Raw genomic sequence first — 21,413 nt, 5'->3', positions numbered from 1 at the left:
GATCGTCAGGCGGCCACGCGGCCGCCCGTCATCGCGCCGACGCGCGTGAGGAAATGCTCGCCGTCGCGCCGCCCGAGGTCGTACGCATGCCGCATCTGCGACGGGCTCGTGTAATCCCAACTCGAAATCGGTACCTTGCTCGATGGCTGGACGTACAGCCGACGCTGCTCGCCATGCGCAACCGTGAACATCTGCGGTCGCGGATACAGCCGCGTGACGAGCACCAGCACGTCGCCCGGTGTCGGGTCGAGCGCATCGACCGGTACGTTGTCGACCATCCCGCCGTCGAGCACGGGCCGGCCGCCGCGGCGCAGCACAGGCGTAAACGGCGGCGTGCAGGACGACTGCAGGATCAGGTCGGCGAGTTCGTCGACTTGCGTGCAGGCCTGCGCACGCACGAATTCGGGCCGAAAGCCGAGCGTGCGCCCAAGCGTCGGGTGCAGCGTCTTGCGCACGTACTTCTCGATGTTGTACGCGACGAGACCGGCGGCGACTGCGCTGCGCGCACCGAGCCAGCGCGGCACGTGCGACACGCCGATGCGGATCTCCGGCGCCGCGGCCAGCTTCGCGAACGGTTCGCCGTAGATGTCGAGCAGCGCCTGACGGTAAATCCGGTAGTGCGGAAACACGGGCTCGCGCCCGAACAGGTTGCCCCAGTACGCATTCTTCCGGTTGTGGCGCAGCGCCTCTTCGTAATAGCGCATCACCCATGCGGCGTCGCGTGTATACAGCATGCACGCGGTCGCCGCGCCGGCCGAGATACCGGTGATCACGCGCGGGCGCAAGCCGAGCGCCGGCTGCGCGACGTCCCAGAAGCCGGCCTGCCACCAGCAGCGATTGCCGCCGCCCGCAAAGACGATCTGGTCGAACATCGCGCCGCTCAGCTGACGAGCGCGTAGGTCGACGTCGCGTGCACGGCCATCTTGCCGTCTTCGTCGAACAGCTCGACTTCGCCGAATACGAGGTTGCGGCCCATCCGCAGCACGCGCGCGGTGACGAGTACGTCGCCCTTGCGCACGGGACGCATGAAGTTCGTGTTCAACGACACGGTCGTCATCGGCCGGAACTCGCCGAGCGCGGCCGAGATCGCGACCACCATCGCGGTGTCGGCGGCCGCCGTGAACACCTGGCCGCAGATCACGCCGCCCGAATGGCGGAATTCGCCGGAAAACGGCAGGCGCAGCGTGACGCTGTCGTCGCCGATCGACACGGGAGCCAGACCGAGCGAGCGGACCCAGGGGGCCAGCAGGCGATCCAGCAATTCGCGGACTGCGTTTTCGTCCATCTTCGAAAGCCCAGAAAGCGTTGCGCGACCGCCGCGCAACACGTGTGGCGTCATCATACCGGGAGCACGGGAAGTACGATCGCTCGTTATCTGACCGACAGCTGCCGTCGTCGTGACGAAATATTTTCAGGAGATTCGCAGAAAGGGCTTGCTAAGCCTGAAATGCTCGTGCATAATCTTTCTTCTGTTGGGGGCGTTAGCTCAGTTGGTAGAGCAGCGGACTCTTAATCCGTAGGTCGAGTGTTCGAGTCACTCACGCCCCACCAGGAATTCAAAGGCCGGTCAGCGCAAGCTGACCGGCCTTTTCCGTTTACGCCGTTTTCCTGCTGCCTTCCATTTACGTCGCCTCGCTCCGGGGTGCACGCCTCCCCCGGTACGCGACCGCACGCATCTTCCGCATCGTTTCCGCTAGAATCGTCCGACAAATATCACACGACCGGCGCAAGCACTGCCGCTTGCCCGCCGGCACTGAGAGAGCATGGGACGTCAGACATGGAAGCATGTGAACGGGACGCGACCATTCAGAGAGCCAGGTTGCGCCGATATCGGCCAGTCCGTCGGGACACGCCACGCCCCCGATCAAGCCGGAATCCGCAGTGCGAAGCACGAACCGGATCCGGTCATGCCGGGTAAGGACGCGCTCGTCGCCATGGCGCTCGGCGTCGTGCTGCTCGTGCTGTCCGGCATGCTCGCCGTGACGGCCGGCCAGGCGACCGGCCAGCTGGTCCGCGCGCCGGGCACGGTCGTGCGCATCGTGCAGGACAGCGACGCGATGCGCGCGTACCGGCCGATCGTCGCGTACCTTGCGAACGACGGCCAACGCCGCGAAATCGCCGGCAATACCGCATCGACCGTCCCCGCCTACGACATCGGCGAGAACGTCGAGATCTGGCTCGACCCCAGCCACCCCGAACGCCCCGCGCTGATCGACGATTTCGCGCAACGCTGGTTTCCGGCGATCGTGCCGGCGCTGCTCGCCATCGCGTCGTTCGCGATCGCCGGCCTGCTGATCGCCGGCGAGCGCCGCCGGTCATCCGAGTCACCACCGGCCCACCCCGCCCGCAAGCACGCACGCAGCCGCTGGAATATCGCGATCGTCCTGATTCCGATCGCGATCGGCACGGGCTTCGTCGCCGGCGCCGGCGCGGCCGGCCTGCGCCAGTGGCAGATCATCCACCACTATGCGCGTTCCACCGGCCATGTCGTCGAGATCGCGAAAAACGCGCGCTCGCCCCGCGCACGCACGTCGCTGTATTCGGCGATCGTCGCGTTCACGACCGACAGCGGACGCCAGATCACGTTCGCCCAGGGCTCGGCGTCGTCGCATCCGGGGCTGCACGAAGGCGACGCAGTCAACGTGCTGTACGACCCCGTCACCCCCGAGCGCGCTGTCGTCGACCGCTTCTGGGATCACTGGGGCCTCACGGCCATCCTGTTCGCGATCGGCGCGCCGTTCCTCGCGGCCGGGCTGTTCATCGCCGCGACGCTGTGGCCGGAACACCCGCCGCACGAAATCGCACAATGACGTTCGCGCGCCGGCTGACCACCGCGCGGCACGCCAACCGGCCCGGCGCGCGCGTCACCGCTCCCTGAACGCTTCCACCTTCGCGCGGTTTCCGCAGGTGCGCATGTCGCACCAGCGACGCCCGACGCCGCGGCCGCGATCGACGAAGAACCACGTGCACCGGCCACACTGCCGCACCCGCGCGAAATCGTCGCTGCGCAGCAGTTGCTCGAAGCCGAGTGCGGACGCGTCGACCCAGCGCGACGCGGCGCGCGCGTCGGGCCGCCACGCAAACCGGCCGCCGACCGCGTCGAACGCGCTGCGCCCGATCGCTTCGCGAATCGCGACGGCGAGCCGGCCCGCCGCGCGTGCGCCGGCAGTGCCGCCACCTCCGGCCGTCAGGTGCGCGATCGCCGTGTAAGCGTCCTCGCGAAAACGATGCAGTGCCACCAGCGCGTCAGCGTCGTCCTGCCGGGCATGACGCAGAAGCCGCACCAGATCGGCCGGCGCCAGCAACCCCGATCGTTCCGCCCACGCATGCACGGCCGGCCAGTCGACGAGCTTGTCCGCGTCGCGCGTCTTGCCCGTGTCGGCCACCGTGTTGAGGAAGTCGAGCGCCGGATGGCCGCCGACGAAATCGGCTGCGCTCCATTCAGGCGCGTGTCGCGCGGGCTCGTGTCGAGTAACCATTTATTTGCACCTATTGGTTTCATACCCGGACAATCCGGAGTAACCTGTTAGCAACCAAAACAGGTTAGCACGGAGAGGCCGATGCTCGAACTCGCCAACCGCTTCAATTTCGAAGGCCACCGGATTGCCTGGGGAATGCTCGGCGAAGGCCCGCCGCTCGTGCTCGTGCATGGCACGCCGTTCTCGTCGCAAGTGTGGCGCCGGATCGCGCCGTGGCTCGCGCGGCGTCATCGCGTGTTCTTCTACGACCTGCTCGGCTACGGTCAATCCGACATGCCGGATGCGGACGTGTCGCTCGGCCGCCAGAACATGCTGTTCGGCGCGATGCTCGACGCGTGGAAAATTTCGCGACCGCGCGTGCTCGCGCATGACTACGGCGGCGCAACCGTGCTGCGCGCGCACTTTCTCGACGGCGTCGCCTATGCGGATCTCACGCTCGTGAATCCGGTCGCGATTGCGCCGCAGGGTTCGCCGTTCGTGCGCCACGTCGCGCAGCACGAAGCCGCCTTCACCGGATTGCCCTCGTATGCGCATCACGCGCTCGTGTCGGCCTATCTCGGCAATGCGGTCGCCCGGCCGCTAAGCGACGAGGCGCTGTCGATCTACCGCGCGCCGTGGCTCACGCCAGCCGGCCAGCCCGCGTTCTATCGGCAGATCGCGCAGATGCGCCAGCGCTACATCGAGGAAGCCGAGGCCCGTTATGCGCCGCCGGATTTTCCGGTGCGCATCGTGTGGGGCGAAGACGACGCGTGGATTCCGCTCGAACAGGGGCAGGCGCTTGCCGATCGCATCGCCCACGGCCAGCTGATCAGGGTGCCGCGCGCGGGCCACCTGGTGCAGGAAGATGCGCCGGAAGCGATCGTCGCGGCGGTACTCGACTGGCCCGGGCAAGGTTGACGCCGCCTGTACCGCTTGTCGCTTGTCGCTTGTCGCTTGTCGCTTGTCGCTTGTCGCTTGTCGCGTGTCCCGTGTCGCTTGTCCCGTGTCCCGTGTCGCGTCAGAACACCGGCACGCCCTGCGCGAGCGTCGACACGAACTTCGCGGTGCGCGGATCGCGCGGGTCGCCGAACAGGTCGCGCGATGCACCGGCCTCGACGATGCGCCCCTCCGCGAGAAACACCGCATCGTGTGCGATCGACGCGGCCAGGCGCAGGTCGTGCGTCGCCATCAGCATCGTCGTGCCTTCGCGCGCAAGCTGGCGCAACACCTCGACGACTTCGACGGACAACTCCGGATCGAGTGCCGACGTCGGCTCGTCGCACAACAGCACCTGCGGCGACGGCGCAAGCGCACGTGCGATCGCGACGCGTTGCTGTTGGCCACCCGACAACGTGCCGGGCCACGCGTCGGCCTTGTTCGCAATGCCAACCTTCTCGAGCAGCGCGAGCGCGCGTTCGCGGGCCCGTTCGCGCGGCCAGCGCTGCACCGTGACGAGCCCTTCCATCACGTTCTGCACGACGCTCAGGTGCGGAAACAACTGAAAATTCTGGAACACCATGCCGGTCTGTCGGCGCACCGCGAACACGGCGTCGCGCGCCGGCCGGTGCGCCGGCGAGAAGTCGATGCGTGCGTCGCCGACCGTCAGCGCACCTGTCTCGGGCACTTCGAGCAGGTTCACGCAACGCAGCAGCGTGCTCTTGCCGCTGCCGGACGGTCCGATCAATGCCGTCACGCTGCCGGGCTGCAACGCGAGATCGATCCCGTGCAACACACGATGCGTGCCGAACGACTTGTCGATGCGTTCGAGCCGGATCATCGCCACTCCGCCTGGAACAGCGCATGACGGCCGAAGCGGGTTTCGAGGCGGCGCTGCAGCGTGGACAGCACCGAACTGAGCAGCAGGTAGATCAGCGCGGCTTCCGTATAGAGAATCATCGGCTCGTAGGTCACGGCCGCGATCCGCTGTGCGGCCTGGAAGATCTCCGGCACGGTCAGCACGGCCGCGAGCGACGTGTCCTTCACGAGCGAAATGAACGAATTCGACAGCGCCGGCAGCGCGACGCGCGCGGCCTGCGGCAGGATCGCGCGGCGCAGTGCCTGCGGGCGCGTCATCGCCATCGAGTACGCAGCCTCCCACTGTCCCTTCGGAATCGATTCGATCACGCCGCGAATCACCTCCGCGTTGTAGGCGCCGACGTTCAGCGAGAAGCCGATCACGGCGGCCGTCAGCGGATCGAGCACGATGCCGACGCTCGGCAGGCCGTAGAAGATCACGAACAGTTGCACGAGCAGCGGCGAACCGCGAAACAGCCAGATATAGAAGCGCACGGCGGCCTGCGCCCAGCGCGGCCCGAACAGCCGCACGAGCGCCGCGCCGAATGCGAGCAGCAGGCCGATCGCGAACGACACAAGCGTGAGCGGAACCGTGAACACGAGCCCCGCGACGAGCAGGGGCCGCAGCGATTCCGCCATCAGGTGAAGCCAGGCCGGCATCGTTCAGCCTCGCGTCACGGCTGCGACACGTCGCGACCGAAATACTTCTGCGAGATCTTCGCGTAGGTGCCGTCGGCCTTGATGTCCGCGAGCGCCTTGTCGATCGCGGCCACCAGCGCGGGACTGCCCTTGCGCAGCAGCACGCCCGATGCGTCGCTGGCGCCACCCGTGTCGGTCGCCGCGATCTTCAGTTTCGCGTCCGGCTTGTGCTTGCGGAAATCGAGGTACGACAGCGAATCGTTGATCGTCGCGTCGACGCGCCCCGAGCTCAGCAGGTCGATCGATTCGTTGAAGCCCTGCACGGGCACGACATCCGCGCCGTGCGCGGCCGCGAGCTTGCCGAAATTGCTGGTCAGCGTGTTCGCGGATTTCTTGCCCTTGAGGTCGTCGAACGAGCGGATCGTCGTGTTGTCCGCGCGCACGATCAGCACCGCGCGCGACGTGATGTACGGCGTGGAGAAATCGTATTTCGCCTTGCGCGCGTCGGTGATCGACACTTCGTTGACGACCGCGTCGTAGCGGTTCACGTCGAGGCCCGCGATCAACCCGTCCCACTTGCCTTCGACGAACTGCGGCTTCACGCCGAGACGCTGCGCGATCGCGGTCGCGATGTCGACGTCGAAGCCGGTCAGCTTGCCGCTCTCGTCGTGGTACGTGAACGGCGCGTACGTCCCTTCGGTACCAACCCGGAACACGCCGGACGACTTGATCTGCGACAGGTCGTCGGCAGCCAGTACGCTCGTGACCGAAATGGCCTGCAGCATGGCGACGACCAGGATGGAGCGAAGAAATTTCATGGTGCGGACCCCGAATGATTGGAGGGAATGATCCCGCGGCACGCGCGTGCCGTTCGAGAGGTCCGCGAATTCTACCGACGCGTCGAGGCCCGGCAAAAACGCAAATCGGCTAACCATATGAGCCGATCGAATAACGCACCGATCAACCACTCATTCCACTGACGAAATCCGTCGCAACCCCGCGCGTCGACCCGGCCGACGGCTCGTTACCGGCAGTTACAGAAGCGACACCGCGGTATCACCCATTCGGCACACGCTACGTACCATGAAGACAGGTGAACCGATTGCTCGCGGGCCTTCGCACCCACGAACGGAGTGAACGGCAAATGAAACGCATCCTGTTGTCCTGCGCCGTCGGCATCGCGACCGCCTGCCTGTCGGCAAGCGCATTCGCGCACACCGACATCGGCGTGTACTTCGGCGTGCCGGGGCCGGTGATCGAGGCGCCACCGCCTGTCTACTACGCGCCGCCGCCCGTCGTGTACGAGCCGGCGCCCGTCTATTACGGCCCGTACTACGGCGACTATCGCTATCGCCGCTACCGGCACGACAACGGCTGGCATCGCGGCTGGCGACATCACCACGGCGACGACGATTGACCGTCGCCTGACGGCCGCTGCGGCTGCATCCCGCCAGACATTCCGCGCGCCGGCCTTCGAGCCGGCGCGCCCGCATCACGCGCCGCTTACCAGGGCAACGAATACGTCTTCGTATTCGTGAAGCTCTTCATCGCTTCCTGCACGCCTTCCTTGTATCCGAGCCCCGAATCCTTCACGCCGCCGAACGGCGTCAGCTCGAGTCGATAGCCCGGCACTTCGCGCACGTTCACGCTGCCGACTTCCAGCTCGGTGATGAAACGCGTGATGTTGTCGAAGCGGTTCGTGCAGACCGACGACGACAGCGCATAGTCGGTGCTGTTCGACATCCGGATCGCTTCGTCGATGTCGCTGAAACGCATGATCGGCGACACGGGGCCGAAGGTTTCGTATTTCACGAGCGGCATGTCGGGCGTCACGCGATCGATCACCGTCGGCGAATACAGTGCGCCGTCGCGCACGTTGCCGACCAGCAGCCGCGCACCGCGCGCGATCGCATCGTTCACCTGCTGCTCGCAGAACTTCGCGGCGGCCTCGTCGATCACGGTGCCCATGTCGACCGATGGATCGGACGGATTGCCGTACGACCACGCGCGCGTTTTCTCGACCACCAGCTCGGTGAAGCGATCGGCCACCGACTCGTGCACGAGCATCCGCTTGATCGCCGTGCAGCGCTGCCCCGAGTTCTTGTATGAACCCGACACCGCGAGCGTGCTCGCTTCGTCGAGATCGGCGTCTTCCATCACGATGATCGGATCGTTGCCGCCGAGTTCGAGCACCGCGCGCAGGTAGCCCATCCGCGACGCGATCGACTTGCCGATCGACACGCCGCCCGTGAACGTGATCAGGTCGATCGCCGGGTTCGTGATCAGCTCGTCGGCGATCTCCCTCGGATCGCCGGTGATCACCTGCAGCATCTGCGGCGGCAGGCCGGCTTCGTACAGGATGTCCGCGAACAGGTAGCACGACAGCGGCACCTTCTCCGAAGGCTTCACGACGATCCGGTTGTTGGTCGCGACCGACGGCACGATCTTGTGCGCGACCTGGTTCATCGGGTGGTTGAACGGCGTGATCGCCGAGATCACGCCGAGCAGCGGGTCGCGCTGCGTGTACACGCGGCGCTTCTTGCCGTGCGGTGTCAGGTCGCACGAGAAGATCTGCCCGTCGTCCTTCAGCACTTCGCCGGCGCCGAACGTCAGCACGTCGGCCACGCGGCCCGCTTCGTACGTCGAATCCTTGATGCACAACCCGGCCTCGGCCGTGATCAGCGCCGCGATCTCGGCGGTGCGCGCGCGCACGATGTCGGCCGCACGGCGCAGGATCGCCGCACGATCATGGCGCGTGAGCGTCGGCCGGTAGGCACGCGCGGCCGCGAACGCGCGCCGCACGTCGTCCAGCGTCGCCTTCGGCACGGTGCCGACCAGCGCACCGTCGTACGGGTTGCGCACTTCGATTACCGCGTCCCGATGAATCCTTTCGTCGTCGATTCGCAGTGCTTCGCGACGAATCTCGCGGACGTCCGTCGATGCTGCAATGGCGTTCATGAGTGTGTCCCCTTACGGATGCGTGCGCATCACTGCAGATGGTTGAGCGCGATGTCGATGATGTCGAAGTTGCGCAGCCGCGCGCGGCCCGTGACGTCGGTCGCGACCGGCTTGCTGAAGATCAGCGGCACGATCTGCTCGGAGATGCCGCCATGCGAGCGCAGTGGCACGTCGAGGCCGGACAGGTCGTGCTTGATGCGGCGCGTGCCGAGCACGACGTCCTGCTTCGAGATCACGATCAGGTCGCCCATCCGCGCCGGCGGCAGTTCGAAGCGCGCGCAGCCCTCGGCACCTGTCAGCACGACCTCGATGCCGTCGACCGCGGCGAGCCGCACGCGCAGCGCCTCGGCATCGGCCGTCGCCGGCACGTAGACGGTTGCGAACGAACCGAGCGCGCCGTGGTGCACGACGTACGGATCGGTGATCGGCAGGATCACGCGCGCCGCGTCGTGGCCGAGCCACTCGTCGAACAGCTCCTGCAGGTAGATCACGTTCGGTTCGCCGGTTTCATCGTCGTGCTTCGCGTTCATCCCGTGGTCGGCCGTGATCGCGACGATCGCGCCGAGTTCATCGAGACGCTGCAGGTACTTGTCCATCATCGCGTAGAACGCGTTTGCGCCTTCCGTGCCAGGCGCGCACTTGTGCTGCACGTAGTCGGTGGTCGACAGGTACATCAGGTCGATCGGGCGCGTCTCGAGCAGGCGCACGCCGGCCGCGAACACGAATTCCGACAGGTCCGCGCTGTACACGCTCGGCACCGGCTTGCCGACCAGCTCGAGCACGTTGTCGATGCCGTTTTCCTCGACGCTCGCCTCGTCGGCCTTTTCCGACGAGAAGCAGATGCCCTTCAGCCCCTTGCCGAGCAGGCGGCGCAGCTTGTCCTTCGCGGTGACGACCGCGACGCGCGCGCCCTGTTCGGCGAAGGTCGCGAGCACCGTCGGTGCGACCAGGTACTTCGGATCGTTCATCAGCACCTCGGCGCCGGTGTCGCGATCGTAGAAGTAGTTGCCGCTTATCCCATGCACCGCCGGCGGCACGCCGGTCACGATCGACAGGTTGTTCGGGTTTGTGAAGCTCGGCACCACGCACTCGCCCTTGAGCGCCGTGCCCGGCTTCAGCAGCGTGCGCAGGAACGGCGCGACGCCGGCCTCGGCCGCTTCTTCCAGATATTCGTATGCGCAGCCATCGACGCAGACGACCACCACGGGCCGGCTCATCCAGTTGTAGCGGCGGCCGTTCACTTCCACGGATACAGGCGTTTCAATCATGACGTTCATTCCTTTCAGTTCGAAGGGTAGAGCCGTCGGCGCCCGCGTCGCGCCGAAGGGAGGTGTTTTCCATGCTTGACATTAAAATTGATGATTTGTAGATTGTCAACAACATGCAGAGAACAGAAAGCAAAACAACGGTGCAGCAAGAGGGCTGGTCTCCACTCATCCGCCGTGTGCCGCGGCGCCACAGTCAAGGGGTCTGAAGATGAACGAAGTGCCGGTAAACAAGCGTTTGAATGCATGGGCGGCGGGCGCGGCCCGTTTCGCGCTGGCCGCGGCGGTCGCGCTCGGCGCCGCGCAGGCAGCGCACGCGAAGACGTCGCTGCTCGTCTACACCGCGCTGGAAGACGAGGCGATGAAGCCCTACAAGGACGCGTTCGAGAAAGCGAACCCCGATATCGAGATCCGCTGGGTGCGCGACTCGACCGGCTCGGTCACCGCGAAGCTGCTCGCGGAGAAGAACAATCCGCGCGCGGACGTCGTGCTCGGCCTCGCCGCGTCGAGCCTCACGCTGCTCGACCTGCAGGGCATGCTGATGCCGTACACGCCGAAGGGCTTCGACCAGCTCACGCGCAAGTACAGCGACGCGAACACGCCGCCGCACTGGGTCGGCATGGACGTGTGGGGCGCGACGATCTGCTACAACCGCGTCGCCGCGCAGGCGAAGAACATCCCGAAGCCGACGTCGTGGGAAGACCTGACGAAGCCGGTCTACAAAGGCGCGATCGTGATGCCGAGCCCGGTTTCATCCGGCACCGGTTACCTCGACGTGACCGCGTGGCTGCAGACCTTCGGCGACGACAAAGGCTGGAAATTCATGGACGCGCTCGACAAGAACGTCGCACAGTACGTGCACTCGGGCTCGAAGCCCTGCACGCTCGCCGGCACCGGCGAATTCCCGATCGGCATCTCGTTCGAGTTCCGCGGCCACGAACTGCAGTCGCAGGGCGCGCCGATCGATCTCGTGTTCCCGAAGGAAGGGCTCGGCTGGGACATGGAAGGCACGGCGATCATGAAGACGACGAAGCAGCCCGACGCCGCGAAGAAGCTCGCCGACTTCATGGCGAGCAAGGACGCGAACGAGATCACCGCGCGCTGGTGGGCGATCGTCGCGTATCCGGGCGTCGCGCGAAAGCTGGCCGGCATCCCCGACAACTACTCGGACCTCCTCGTAAAGAACGACTTCGTGTGGTCGGCGAAGAACCGCCAGTCGATTCTCGACACGTGGCAGAAGCGCTACGGCTCGAAAACGCAGCAGTAATGCGTCGACCGGCAGCGGGGCCGCGCCGCGCGCCGCCCCGCGTCACCCTTCCCCTCGTCGAATCCGGCCCCCGGGCCGCCCCAGCATGGAGGCGCGCATGGCACCTTATCTGAGCGTAGAACGCATCGAGAAGCGGTACAACGACACGCAGGTCCTCACCGACATCAACCTGAGCGTGATGAAGGGCGAAATGATCTGTTTCCTCGGGCCATCCGGCTGCGGGAAAACCACGCTGCTGCGGATCATCGCGGGGCTCGAAACGCAGAACGCCGGCCACATCATGCAGGACGGCCGCGACATCTCGCGGCTGCCGCCGCAACTGCGCGACTACGGAATCGTGTTCCAGTCGTACGCGCTGTTCCCGAACCTCACCGTGTACGACAACGTCGCGTACGGGCTCGTGAACCGGAAGATAAAGCGCGACGCGATCCACGAGCGCGTGCATACGTTGCTCGCGCTGGTCGGGCTGCCCGACAGCCATCGCAAGCATCCGGGCCAGTTGTCCGGCGGACAGCAGCAGCGCATCGCACTCGCGCGTGCGCTCGCCACGTCCCCCGGCCTGCTGCTGCTCGACGAGCCGCTGTCGGCACTCGACGCGCGGGTACGCGTGCGGCTGCGCCAGGAAATCCGCGCGCTGCAGCAGCGGCTCGGCGTGACGACGATCATGGTCACGCACGACCAGGAAGAAGCGTTGTCGATGGCCGATCGCATCGTCGTGATGAACCACGGCGTGATCGAGCAGATCGGCACGCCGCTCGAAATCTACCGGCAGCCGGCTTCGCCGTTCGTCGCGGACTTCATCGGCCGCGTCAACACGATTCCCGCCGAAGTCGCACCCGACGGCTCGCTGCGCGCGGGCGGCGTCGGCCTCGACTGCCGCCATGGCACTACCCGCCCCGCGCAGGGCGCGGCGGTGTCGGTCTACGTGCGGCCGGAAGACCTGCGCATCCGCGTGCCGGGTGAAACGGCCGACAACGTGCTCGCGGGCCGCGTCGAGAAGCTCGAATTCCTCGGTGCGTTCTGCCGCGTGAGCTTCCGGATCGACGGGCTCGACGGCCAGGAGATCGTCGCCGACCTGTCGTATCACGACGTCGACCGCACCGGCGTAGCGGCCGGCGCGCGCATCGACCTCGCGCTCGATCGCGAGCATGTCCGCGTGTTCCCGTGCGCGAAGGAGCGACTGCAATGAGCACCGTCCTGACCGAGCGCCGCCGCGGCGCGTCCGCCCCCGCCGACGTGCGGCAGATCACCCACTGGCACGACCGCATCGCGCAGCTCGCGCTCGTCGCGATGGCCGCGCTGATGTCGCTGTTCCTGCTGCTGCCGCTCGCGCTCGTCGTGCAGAAATGCTTCGTCGACGCGGACGGGCGATTCGTCGGCGCGCACAACTTCGTCGACTATCTCGAGGACAGCGGCGTGCTGCGCTCGATGCTGCATTCGCTGACGGTCGGCGCACTCGTCACGATGATCGTCGTGCCGATGGCGTTCACGTTCGCGTACGCGCTGACGCGCTCGTGCATGCCGCTGAAGAACGCCGCGCGCACGATCGCGCTGCTGCCGCTGCTCGCCCCGACGCTGCTGTCGGCCGTGTCGTTCATCTACTGGTTCGGCAACGCGGGGCTGCTGAAGCCGCTGCTGCACGGCCATTCGATCTACGGGCTGCCGGGCATCGTGCTGAGCATGGTGTACGCGTCGTTCCCGCACGTGCTGATGATCCTCGTCACCGCGCTGTCGCTCGCGGACGGCCGGCTCTACGAGGCCGCCGACGCGATGGGTACGGGCCGCCTGCGCAAGTTCTTCACGATCACGCTGCCGGGCGCGAAGTACGGGCTGATCAGCGCGACGATGGTGGCGTTCACGATGTGCATCAACGACTTCGGCGTGCCGGTGGTGATCGGCGGTTCGTACAACGTACTGTCGACCGACATCTACAAGCTGATCATCGGCCTGCAGGACTTCAACCGCAGCGCGGTCGTGAGCCTGATGCTGCTGTGTCCAGCACTGGTCGCGTTCGGCGTCGACTTCTTCATCCGCCGCCGCCAGCAGTCGCAGCTCGGCGCGCGCTCGACGCCGTACCAGCCGAAACCGTCGCGCGGCTTCGACGCCGCGATGCTCGCGTACTGCACGCTGGTGTGCGCGTTCTTCATCGCGGTGGTCGGCATCTCGGTGTTCGCGTCGTTCGTGAAGTTCTGGCCGTACCAGATGAGCCTCGGGGTGCAGCACTACAAGATGGGGCTGATCGGTGCCGGCATCTTCGACGCGTACAAGAACAGCCTGCGGATGGCCGCGACGGTGGCGATCGGCGGCACGATCGTCGTGTTCGGCGGGGCGTACCTGATCGAGAAGACGCGTGGCGCGCGCTGGCTGCGCGGCTTCATCGCGCTGTGCGCGATCCTGCCGATGGGCGTGCCGGGGCTCGTGCTCGGCATCAGCTACATCTTCCTGTTCAACGCGCCCGGCAATCCGCTGAACGGGCTGTACGGCTCGCTGTGGCTGCTCGCGATCGTCACGGTGGTGCACTACTACGCATCGAGCCACCTGACTGCCGTCACCGCGCTCAGGCAGATCGACAGCGAGTTCGAGGCGGTGTCCGCATCGCTGAAGGTGCCGTTCTACAAGACCTTCCTGCGTGTGACCGTACCCGTGTGCCTGCCTGCGATCCTGCTGATCGCGCGCTACCTGTTCGTGAACGGGATGACGACCGTCTCGGCCGTCGCGTTCCTCTACTCGCCCGACACGCAACCTGCATCGGTCGCGATCCTGAACCTCGACGACGCGGGCCAGATGGGTCCGGCCGCCGCGATGGCGACGCTCGTGCTCGCGACGTCATCGTTCGCGTGCGTGCTGTTCGCGTGCATCTCGCATCGTCTGTTGCGCCGTACGCAGGCCTGGCGCACCCCGCATCGCCACTGATTTCCTCGCCGCATTCACGTGACGTCCCGACTTCATCAAGGAGACACCATGACGCTCGCCGCCCAGCCCATCCTGCTCACCCCCGGCCCCCTGACGACCTCCGACCGCACGCGCGACGCGATGCTGCGCGACTGGGGATCGTGGGACAGCGACTTCAACGCGATCACCGCGCGGCTGCGCGAACGCCTGCTGCAGATCGTGCACGGCGAAGGCACGCACGAATGCGTACCGCTGCAAGGCAGCGGCACGTTCTCGGTCGAGGCGGCCCTCGGCACGCTCGTGCCGCGCGACGGCCACGTGCTCGTGCCGAACAACGGCGCGTATTGCCAGCGCATCGCGAAGATCTGCCGAGTGCTCGGCCGCAAGCTGACGACGATCGACTACCGCGAGGATCGCCGCGTGGATCCGGCCGACGTCGAACGCGCGCTCGCCGGCGATCCGTCCATCACGCACGTCGCGCTCGTGCACTGCGAGACGGGCGCGGGCGTGCTGAATCCGCTGCACGACATCGCACAGGTGGTCGCGAAGCACGGCCGCGCCTTGATCGTCGATGCGATGAGTTCGTTCGGCGCAATCGACATCGACGCGCGCACGACGCCGTTCGACGCGGTGATCGCGGCCTCCGGCAAATGCCTCGAAGGCGTACCGGGGCTCGGCTTCGTGATCGCGAAACGCAGCACGCTCGAACGCTGCGAAGGCAACAGTCACTCGCTCGCGATGGACCTGTACGACCAGTGGGTCTACATGCAGCGCACGACGCAGTGGCGCTTCACGCCGCCGACCCACGTGGTCGCGGCGCTCGACGCGGCCGTCGCGCAATACGTCGACGAAGGCGGGCTCGCCGCGCGCGGCGGCCGCTACCAGCGCAACTATCGCGCGCTGATCGACGGGATGCTCGCGCTCGGCTTCCGGCCGTTCCTCGATCCGGCGATCCAGGCGCCGATCATCGTCACGTTCCATGCGCCGGACGATCCGAACTACGACTTCAAGCGGTTCTACCAGGAGGTCAAGAAGCGCGGCTACATCCTGTATCCGGGCAAGCTGACCGAGGTCGAGACGTTCCGCGTCGGCTGCATCGGCCACTTCGGCGAAGCCGGCATCCCGGGCGCCGTCGCCGCGATCGCCGACACGCTGCGCGCGATGGGCGTGCGCCGCGTATCGGCCGAAGCGGCCGCCTGACGTGACGCAGTACGACGTGATGTGATGGATCCCGCCGCGTGCATGTGCGCATGCGGCGGCCAGTTTTTTCGGGCGGTGCGCGGCACGGCCCCCTTTCGGCGAACCCTCCAATGCGACCCTTCTGGATCGAACAAGCGCTGTTCAACGACGGCGATCTCGCCCCCGCGCTGCAAGGTGCGACACGGGCCGACGTCTGCATCGTCGGCGGCGGCTTCACCGGGCTCTGGACCGCGATCCAGGCCAAGCAGGAGAACCCCGCGCTCGACATCGCGATCGTCGAGGCCGACCTGTGCGGCGCCGGCGCGAGCGGCCGCAACGGCGGCTGCCTGCTCACGTGGTCCGCGAAATTCCTGACGCTGCGGCGCCTGTTCGGCGAAGCCGAGGCGATCCGACTCGTCAAGGCGTCCGAAGCAGCCGTGCAGCACATCGCCGATTTCTGCCGCGCGCACGACATCGACGCCGAACTGCGGCTCGACGGCACGCTGTACACCGCGACGTCGCGCGCGCAGGTCGGCACGCTCGCGCCGGTACTCGACGCGCTCGCCGCATGCGGCATCCACAGCTACGAGCCGCTGCCGCCCGCCGAAGTCGCGCGCCGCTCGGGCTCCGCGCGCAACCTCGACGGCGTCTACTCGCCGATCGCCGCGACCGTGCATCCCGGCAAGCTCGTGCGCGGGCTGCGCCGCGTCGCGCTCGCGATGGGCATCCGGATCTACGAACGCACGCCGATGCTCGACTTCACGCCCGGGCAGCCGGCCGTCGTGCGCACGCCGTCCGGCAGCGTGAGCGCCGGCAAGCTCGTGTTCGCGATCAACGCGTGGATGGCAAGCCGCTTCCCGCAGTTCGAACGCACGATCGCGGTCGTGTCGAGCGACATGGTCATCACCGAGAAATGCCCGGAACTACTCGAGAAGACCGGGCTGGTGGACGGCGTGTCGGTGCTCGATTCGCGGATCTTCGTCTACTACTACCGCACCACCGCCGACGGGCGGCTGATGCTCGGCAAGGGCGGCAACACGTTCTCGTGGCGCAGCCGCATCGCGCCGGTGTTCGACCGGCGCTCGCCCTACGAGGCGCAGCTCACGCAAAGCCTGCGCGAATTCTTCCCGTCGCTCGCGGGCGTGCCGGTCACGGCAAGCTGGAACGGGCCGTCCGATCGCTCGGTCACCGGCTTCCCGTTCTTCGGCCGCCTCGACGATGCGCCGAACGTGTTCTACGGCTTCGGCTATTCGGGCAACGGCGTCGGGCCGACCTACATGGGCGGGCAGATTTTGTCGTCGCTCGTGCTCGGCCTCGACAACGCATGGACGCGCAGCCCGATCGTGCGCGGCCCGCTCGGCCATTTCCCGCCGGAGCCGATCCGCTATGTCGGCGCGCACGTCGTGCGCAATGCGATCCGCCGCAAGGAGCGTGCGGAGGACGAGAGCCGGCCGCCGGCGGCCGTCGATACGTGGCTCGCGAAGTTTGCGAGCGCAGCCGGGAAGGCCGACAAGGCGTGACGATGTATTGACCTGCAGAACCTGAAGACGCAATGAAACAGGGACGCGGCGAAGCGTCCCCTTGATGTGGCGCGGCAACCCGCGCGGGCCTTGCCGGGCGCTTACGCGCGCACGGTTTTCTCCCGCGCCGCCTTGCCCGTCGCAGGCAGCCCCTGCTCGTGCGTGCGGCGCATGCGTGCGAGGCCATGCGAGACGTGCTCGCGCACCAGCGCGACCGCCTGCTCCTCGTCGCCGCCCGCGAGCGCCTGCACGATCTTGTCGTGCTCGGCGGCGGACACCGCGATCGCGTCTTCCTCGGCTTCGATCGCGGCCTGACGCAGCAGCCCGAGCTGGCGCACGAGCCGGCGGTAGGTATCGGTGAGGTGTGTATTGCCGACGCCGACGACCATCGCGTCGTGGAACTGCACGTTCAGCTCGGTATAGCGCGTGACGTCGTGCGTCTTCGCGGCGTCCTTCATCGACTGGATGATGCCCTTCAGCACCTTCAGCGTGTCGGGCGAGATGCGCTTCGCGAGCGCGCGCGCGACCGACTCGTCGAGCATCGCCCGCACTTCGTAGATCTCCTCGGCTTCGCGCAGCGGCACGACGCGCACCGTCACGCCGCGGTTCTTCTCGTTACGCAGCAGGCCGGCCTGTTCGAGCGCCCGGAACGCTTCGCGCACCGGGCCGCGCGACACGTTCAGCCTGGTCGCGATCTCGACTTCGTTGAGCTTCTCGCCGGGGGCGTATTCACCGGAGACGATCGCGCGCTCGAGCATGTCCTGGACGATCATCGCGAGCGACTGGCTTTGCAGGAGTTCGATGGCGCTGAGCGCGTTCGGGGCTGTCATGGTCGGGCAGGCAGCAAGGCTGCGGTAGAGAACGAGGGCGCCATATCGGCGAATGATCCTTATATACCCTCGGCCCGGCACATTGTCAACAGTTTTCAGTTTCCAAAAGCCAATTCCGCCTGCCGGGATGCAACCGGGATGCAGTTGGAACACCGCCGGCAGGCGGCGGTCGCGCGGCGGGCCGACCTCGCCCGCATCGCGCGACACGTGCCGGCCGTCAGGCCGTCGTGTGCTTCACCGGCCCCGGATCGCTATGGCTCGGCCGGCCGGTCTCGACGTGGCCCGCGAAGCGGCGCACGACCTTGTCGTCGCCGCCGCGCAGCGTCGTCGCGGTGATCGTCAGATCGTACCAGCCGTGGCTCGACGACAGCTCGAAGTGATCCTCGACGCGCTCGCCCGGCTCCAGCGTGTAGGTGCGCGCATGCTTGTGGCTGTATGCGTTGTCGACCGTCACGCGGCACGTCGCGCGCCCGCTGTTGCGCAGTTGCAGGTACACGTGGCGGTTGCGCACGTCGTAGCCGATCCGCGCTTCGGGGTTCGCGTGGCGGCCGTCCGCCGCGAGCCGCGTGTTGCCCTGGAACTCGCACAGATAGCCGTTCGGGCCGTATGCCGCGAGATGGTAGTCGCCGCGCGCGGCGGACGTGTTCCACGTGTCGACGAAGCGATCGTGCGCGGACACCGCATAACGACGCGGCGGCGTCGCCGGGTTGCGGCGGTCGTACACGTAGAACGACGCGCCCGCGTCGCCGGTGTTCGCGAAGTCGAGCGACACGTTGTCGTCATGGCCGCTCACGCGGCTGTGCACGAACAGCTCGTACGGCAGCGCCCGCGCGGGCCGCGTGCCGGGCTCCTGCGCCGGCATCGCCTGCTGCGCGGGCACCTGGTACGCCTGGCCGGCCGTCGCGATGTGCTGCGGCACGGTGAAGCTCACCGTGCGCGTGTCGGGCCGTGCCGAGAAGTCGAATGCCGACGTGAGGTCGCCGCAGATCGAGCGGCGCCATGCGCTGATGTTCGGCTCCTTCACGCCGAAGCGCGCTTCGAGGAAACGCAGCACCGACGTATGGTCGAACGTCTCCGAGCAGACCCAGCCGCCCTTCGTCCACGGCGAGATGATGATCAGCGGCACGCGCGGCCCGAGGCCGATCGGCTGGATGCCGCCCGGGTCCGCGCCCGGCACGAGCGGGCTCATTTCGCCCGGGTACTTGTTCAGGTCGAGCAGCTCGTCGCCGAGGTTCGACAGCAGGTTCGACGACACGATGCCCTGGCCGCCCACGCCGCTCGTGACCGGCGGCACCGGCGGCACGACGTGGTCGAACAGCCCGTCGTTCTCGTCGTAGTTGAGGATGAACACGGTCTTCGCCCACACCTCCGGGTTCGACGTCAGTGCCTCGAGCACCATGTTGATGTAGAACGCGCCGTCGGTCGGCGATGCCTGCGGGTGCTCGCTGTACTTGTACGGCGCGACGATCCACGACACCTGCGGCAGCCGGTTGGCCTGCACGTCGGCCTTCAGCTCGGCGAGCGTGTGGTCCGACGCGCCCTTGTCGACCAGCGGGCCGCTCGCGCCTTCCTTCACCTGGAACTTCTTGAAGAACATCAGCGAGTTGTCGGTGTAGTTGTCGGTCGGGTCGCCCGGGATGCCGGTGCCGCCCTGGTACACCTTCCAGCTGACCTTCGCGTTCTCGAGGCGCTCGGCATAGGTCGTCCACGTGTAGCCGTTCACGTCGTCACGCTCGCCGATGCCCGGGCCGTTCGGCGGGGTGCCGTAGATGTTGCGCGGGTCGACCGTGCCGGTCCACAGGTAGATGCGGTTCGGCGCGGTGTCGGCGTGCGCGGAGCAGAAGTACGAATCGCAGATCGTGAACGCGTCGGCCAGTGCGTAGTGGTACGTGAGATCCTGGCGCTTCAGGTAACCCATCGTCAGCACGTCCTGCTTCTGGTTCACCCACTGGTCCCACTGGCCGTTGTTCCAGGACAGGTGGCCGCTGCTCCAGCCGTGGTTGGTGCCCGGCTGGAATTCGGTCGTCTGCTTCGGGTCGAGGTAGAACGGCAGCACGTAAGGCGCCGACGGATCGAGGCCGCGCGAATGGTAGTTCTTCGTGAACACCGACGCCGGCGGCTGCTGCCACACCGGTGCGCCGCTCGGCAGCAGGTGCGGGCGCGGGTCGTTGAAGCCGCGCACGCCGCGCAGCCCGCCGAAGTAATGGTCGAACGAACGGTTTTCCTGCATGAAGATCACGACGTGTTCGACGTCGCGGATCGTGCCCGTGCGATAGGCGGCCGGCATCGCCAGCGCGTTGCGGATCGCGGGCGGGAAGCCCGCGTAGGCGGCCATCGCGCCGGCCGACTGCGCGGCAAGGCGCAGGAAATCGCGTCGATTGTTCGAAGACATGAAGGGAACCCTGTTGTCGGTAGGAATGGGGTGCCGGTCGAGCGGGGCCGGCAGTCGGTGTGTTACGCGCTATTACCCCGCACCGGCATGTCCCGGCCGTGACTGGTTCCAGCAGGTTTCTTTTGGTTACCCACAAGAATTTTTCGAAGCAACGCACGACGCGCCTTTCATGCGGCCGACACACGTGTGCGCTACGCTGACGCGCGATGAAGAGGGGAGAAGCCGAGTCGTGTTCGATCAGCTGAAGGCGTTCCACGCGACCGTCCGGCAGGGCAGCATCACGCGCGCCGCGCGCCACCTGGGCGTGAGCCAGCCGACGATCGCCGCGCAGATCCGGCAGGTCGAGCAGCTGTACGGCGTCGAGCTGTTCTACCGCAGCGGCCGCAAGCTCGAGGTCACCGAGACGGGTATCGAGCTGCTGCCGCTCGTCGAGAAGATGATCGCGCTCGAGGCGCAGGCCGACATCATGCTGCGCAACGTCGGCGGCCTGTTCGAAGGCCACCTGCGGATCGGTGCGACGGGGCCGTACTACATCATGGATGCGGTCGGCCGCTTCTCGAACGCGCATCCGTCGATCGCGCTCACGTGCCGGATCGGCAACTCCGAGGAAATCCTGCAGGCGCTGCAGGAATTCCGCATCGATCTCGCCGTCTCGTCGCAGCGCAACGATGCCGAAGGCCTCGAACGCAAGGTGATCTCGACCGACCCGCTCGTGCTCGTCGTGCATCGCACGCATCCGCTCGCGCGCTTCGACGCGATCGATCCGGCGCAGCTCGCCGACGTGCGGCTGCTGATTCGCGAGGAAGGCTCGGTCACGCGCCGCTGCACGGAGACGATCCTCGCGGCGGCCGGTGTCGCGGCCGTATCGGTGGCCGAGATCGGCAGCCGCGAAGCGATCCGCGAGGCGATCCTGCACGGCGTGGGCGGCAGCCTGTTTCCGCTCGGCGAGGCCGAGCGCCATCCGGACCTGCGCGTGATCGCGCTGCGTGGCGTCGACACGACGATCGACGAATACGTGTACTACCTGAAGGCGCGCCGCCAGAGCCCCGCGATCGACGCGTTCCTTGCATGCATCCTGCCGGCCGGTGCCGAAGCAGCCGGGACAGCCGACGCAGGACGAACGGCGCGGCGGGCGAACGCGCGCTGAACTGTCGCGCGTTCGCCGGTTCCGCACGTTATCGGCGCTTTTCCCGCGCCTTCCCTCGTTTTTCCTCGTGCC

At 67.0% G+C, this 21,413-nt stretch carries 19 protein-coding genes and 1 tRNA gene; 10 read left to right on the top strand and 10 right to left on the bottom strand.

Translation table 11 applies throughout. The features are described 5' to 3' along the window. Positions 1–5: 5 nt before the first annotated feature. Both HAV18_RS27195 and HAV18_RS27190 read right to left on the bottom strand, forming a co-directional pair. Entirely contained in the window at positions 6–872 is an 867-nt protein-coding gene (locus HAV18_RS27195) for a patatin-like phospholipase family protein (RefSeq protein ID WP_059900461.1), read from the bottom strand. Positions 873–880: 8 nt separating this feature from the next. Next, positions 881–1,285: a PaaI family thioesterase gene (locus tag HAV18_RS27190; RefSeq protein WP_166962361.1), complete on the bottom strand. Its 405-nt coding sequence runs from the start codon at positions 1,283–1,285 to the stop codon at positions 881–883. A gap of 190 nt (positions 1,286–1,475) precedes the next feature. Here HAV18_RS27190 and HAV18_RS27185 point away from each other — a divergent pair. Then, a tRNA-Lys gene (locus HAV18_RS27185) sits at positions 1,476–1,551 on the top strand. A gap of 356 nt (positions 1,552–1,907) precedes the next feature. After that, positions 1,908–2,810, top strand: coding sequence for a DUF3592 domain-containing protein (locus HAV18_RS27180; RefSeq protein ID WP_243771783.1), 903 nt, complete (start codon positions 1,908–1,910; stop codon positions 2,808–2,810). A gap of 54 nt (positions 2,811–2,864) precedes the next feature. Here the strand turns inward: HAV18_RS27180 and HAV18_RS27175 are convergent, their stop codons facing one another. Further along, a complete protein-coding gene (locus HAV18_RS27175; RefSeq protein ID WP_166962355.1) occupies positions 2,865–3,479 on the bottom strand; it encodes a CGNR zinc finger domain-containing protein in 615 nt (204 codons plus the stop codon). Positions 3,480–3,560: 81 nt separating this feature from the next. Here HAV18_RS27175 and HAV18_RS27170 point away from each other — a divergent pair, with 81 nt between their 5' ends. Continuing rightward, positions 3,561–4,376, top strand: coding sequence for an alpha/beta fold hydrolase (locus HAV18_RS27170; RefSeq protein ID WP_166962352.1), 816 nt, complete (start codon positions 3,561–3,563; stop codon positions 4,374–4,376). A 100-nt stretch (positions 4,377–4,476) separates the two neighbouring features. Here HAV18_RS27170 and HAV18_RS27165 read toward each other — a convergent pair whose 3' ends face one another. Genes HAV18_RS27165 through HAV18_RS27155 form a run of 3 tightly spaced genes read right to left on the bottom strand, consistent with a single transcriptional unit; the run spans position 4,477 to position 6,709 of the window. Next, positions 4,477–5,235 carry an amino acid ABC transporter ATP-binding protein gene (locus tag HAV18_RS27165; protein WP_166962348.1) on the bottom strand — a complete coding sequence of 253 codons (759 nt, stop codon included), beginning with the start codon at positions 5,233–5,235 and terminating at the stop codon, positions 4,477–4,479. Continuing rightward, entirely contained in the window at positions 5,232–5,912 is a 681-nt protein-coding gene (locus HAV18_RS27160) for an amino acid ABC transporter permease (protein ID WP_166962345.1), read from the bottom strand. Before HAV18_RS27160 ends, HAV18_RS27165 begins: the two co-directional genes overlap by 4 nt. Positions 5,913–5,926: 14 nt before the next feature. After that, on the bottom strand, positions 5,927–6,709 hold the full coding sequence (locus HAV18_RS27155) for an amino acid ABC transporter substrate-binding protein (protein WP_166962342.1): 783 nt from the start codon (positions 6,707–6,709) through the stop codon (positions 5,927–5,929). A 326-nt stretch (positions 6,710–7,035) separates the two neighbouring features. Between HAV18_RS27155 and HAV18_RS27150 the strand changes: the two genes are divergently transcribed. Next, on the top strand, positions 7,036–7,308 hold the full coding sequence (locus HAV18_RS27150) for a hypothetical protein (RefSeq protein WP_166962339.1): 273 nt from the start codon (positions 7,036–7,038) through the stop codon (positions 7,306–7,308). A gap of 86 nt (positions 7,309–7,394) precedes the next feature. On the opposite strand, the gene phnY is transcribed toward HAV18_RS27150, so the two are convergent. Together phnY and phnA are read right to left on the bottom strand one after the other, a co-directional pair. Beyond that, positions 7,395–8,849, bottom strand: coding sequence for a phosphonoacetaldehyde dehydrogenase (gene phnY / locus HAV18_RS27145; protein WP_166962336.1), 1,455 nt, complete (start codon positions 8,847–8,849; stop codon positions 7,395–7,397). 29 nt (positions 8,850–8,878) lie between these two features. Next, entirely contained in the window at positions 8,879–10,117 is a 1,239-nt protein-coding gene (gene phnA, locus HAV18_RS27140) for a phosphonoacetate hydrolase (protein WP_166962333.1), read from the bottom strand. A 208-nt stretch (positions 10,118–10,325) separates the two neighbouring features. On the opposite strand from phnA, the gene HAV18_RS27135 reads away from it, so the two are divergent. The 5 genes from HAV18_RS27135 to HAV18_RS27115 all read left to right on the top strand — a co-directional run bounded on the left by HAV18_RS27135 (position 10,326) and on the right by HAV18_RS27115 (position 16,972). Then, positions 10,326–11,381: a putative 2-aminoethylphosphonate ABC transporter substrate-binding protein gene (locus HAV18_RS27135; protein ID WP_166962330.1), complete on the top strand. Its 1,056-nt coding sequence runs from the start codon at positions 10,326–10,328 to the stop codon at positions 11,379–11,381. 97 nt (positions 11,382–11,478) lie between these two features. After that, positions 11,479–12,570, top strand: a complete 1,092-nt coding sequence (locus tag HAV18_RS27130) for a putative 2-aminoethylphosphonate ABC transporter ATP-binding protein (protein WP_166962327.1) — start codon at positions 11,479–11,481, stop codon at positions 12,568–12,570. Next, positions 12,567–14,294, top strand: coding sequence for a putative 2-aminoethylphosphonate ABC transporter permease subunit (locus HAV18_RS27125; protein WP_166962324.1), 1,728 nt, complete (start codon positions 12,567–12,569; stop codon positions 14,292–14,294). Before HAV18_RS27130 ends, HAV18_RS27125 begins: the two co-directional genes overlap by 4 nt. Before the next feature lie 48 nt (positions 14,295–14,342). Further along, positions 14,343–15,473, top strand: a complete 1,131-nt coding sequence (locus tag HAV18_RS27120) for a 2-aminoethylphosphonate--pyruvate transaminase (protein WP_166962321.1) — start codon at positions 14,343–14,345, stop codon at positions 15,471–15,473. 110 nt (positions 15,474–15,583) lie between these two features. Further along, positions 15,584–16,972 carry an FAD-dependent oxidoreductase gene (locus tag HAV18_RS27115; RefSeq protein WP_166962318.1) on the top strand — a complete coding sequence of 463 codons (1,389 nt, stop codon included), beginning with the start codon at positions 15,584–15,586 and terminating at the stop codon, positions 16,970–16,972. Between the two features lie 101 nt (positions 16,973–17,073). Here HAV18_RS27115 and HAV18_RS27110 read toward each other — a convergent pair whose 3' ends face one another. Together HAV18_RS27110 and HAV18_RS27105 are read right to left on the bottom strand one after the other, a co-directional pair. Next, complete coding sequence (locus HAV18_RS27110) at positions 17,074–17,802, bottom strand: phosphonate utilization associated transcriptional regulator (protein ID WP_166962316.1); 729 nt, start codon at positions 17,800–17,802, stop codon at positions 17,074–17,076. A 217-nt stretch (positions 17,803–18,019) separates the two neighbouring features. Next, positions 18,020–20,194, bottom strand: a complete 2,175-nt coding sequence (locus tag HAV18_RS27105) for a phosphocholine-specific phospholipase C (RefSeq protein ID WP_166962312.1) — start codon at positions 20,192–20,194, stop codon at positions 18,020–18,022. A gap of 229 nt (positions 20,195–20,423) precedes the next feature. Between HAV18_RS27105 and HAV18_RS27100 the strand changes: the two genes are divergently transcribed. Continuing rightward, positions 20,424–21,341, top strand: coding sequence for a LysR family transcriptional regulator (locus tag HAV18_RS27100; RefSeq protein ID WP_166962309.1), 918 nt, complete (start codon positions 20,424–20,426; stop codon positions 21,339–21,341). Positions 21,342–21,413: the final 72 nt, after the last annotated feature.

This window comes from Burkholderia sp. D-99 (assembly GCF_011605345.1).
GTDB lineage: Bacteria > Pseudomonadota > Gammaproteobacteria > Burkholderiales > Burkholderiaceae > Burkholderia.
Note: the sequence above shows the minus strand (reverse complement) of the source record. Positions and strands in the feature narration are given on the sequence as shown.

Excerpts from the sequence above, each read along its gene's own strand:
- HAV18_RS27120 (WP_166962321.1), top strand. The coding sequence starts at position 14,343 with ATGACGCTCGCCGCCCAGCCCATCCTGCTCACCCCCGGCCCCCTGACG.
- HAV18_RS27110 (WP_166962316.1), bottom strand. The coding sequence starts at position 17,802 with ATGACAGCCCCGAACGCGCTCAGCGCCATCGAACTCCTGCAAAGCCAG.
- phnY (WP_166962336.1), bottom strand. The coding sequence starts at position 8,849 with ATGAACGCCATTGCAGCATCGACGGACGTCCGCGAGATTCGTCGCGAA.
- HAV18_RS27115 (WP_166962318.1), top strand. The coding sequence starts at position 15,584 with ATGCGACCCTTCTGGATCGAACAAGCGCTGTTCAACGACGGCGATCTC.
- HAV18_RS27175 (WP_166962355.1), bottom strand. The coding sequence starts at position 3,479 with ATGGTTACTCGACACGAGCCCGCGCGACACGCGCCTGAATGGAGCGCA.
- HAV18_RS27125 (WP_166962324.1), top strand. The coding sequence starts at position 12,567 with ATGAGCACCGTCCTGACCGAGCGCCGCCGCGGCGCGTCCGCCCCCGCC.
- HAV18_RS27195 (WP_059900461.1), bottom strand. The coding sequence starts at position 872 with ATGTTCGACCAGATCGTCTTTGCGGGCGGCGGCAATCGCTGCTGGTGG.
- HAV18_RS27105 (WP_166962312.1), bottom strand. The coding sequence starts at position 20,194 with ATGTCTTCGAACAATCGACGCGATTTCCTGCGCCTTGCCGCGCAGTCG.
- HAV18_RS27130 (WP_166962327.1), top strand. The coding sequence starts at position 11,479 with ATGGCACCTTATCTGAGCGTAGAACGCATCGAGAAGCGGTACAACGAC.
- HAV18_RS27170 (WP_166962352.1), top strand. The coding sequence starts at position 3,561 with ATGCTCGAACTCGCCAACCGCTTCAATTTCGAAGGCCACCGGATTGCC.
- HAV18_RS27155 (WP_166962342.1), bottom strand. The coding sequence starts at position 6,709 with ATGAAATTTCTTCGCTCCATCCTGGTCGTCGCCATGCTGCAGGCCATT.
- HAV18_RS27180 (WP_243771783.1), top strand. The coding sequence starts at position 1,908 with ATGCCGGGTAAGGACGCGCTCGTCGCCATGGCGCTCGGCGTCGTGCTG.
- HAV18_RS27165 (WP_166962348.1), bottom strand. The coding sequence starts at position 5,235 with ATGATCCGGCTCGAACGCATCGACAAGTCGTTCGGCACGCATCGTGTG.
- HAV18_RS27150 (WP_166962339.1), top strand. The coding sequence starts at position 7,036 with ATGAAACGCATCCTGTTGTCCTGCGCCGTCGGCATCGCGACCGCCTGC.
- HAV18_RS27190 (WP_166962361.1), bottom strand. The coding sequence starts at position 1,285 with ATGGACGAAAACGCAGTCCGCGAATTGCTGGATCGCCTGCTGGCCCCC.
- HAV18_RS27160 (WP_166962345.1), bottom strand. The coding sequence starts at position 5,912 with ATGCCGGCCTGGCTTCACCTGATGGCGGAATCGCTGCGGCCCCTGCTC.
- phnA (WP_166962333.1), bottom strand. The coding sequence starts at position 10,117 with ATGATTGAAACGCCTGTATCCGTGGAAGTGAACGGCCGCCGCTACAAC.
- HAV18_RS27135 (WP_166962330.1), top strand. The coding sequence starts at position 10,326 with ATGAACGAAGTGCCGGTAAACAAGCGTTTGAATGCATGGGCGGCGGGC.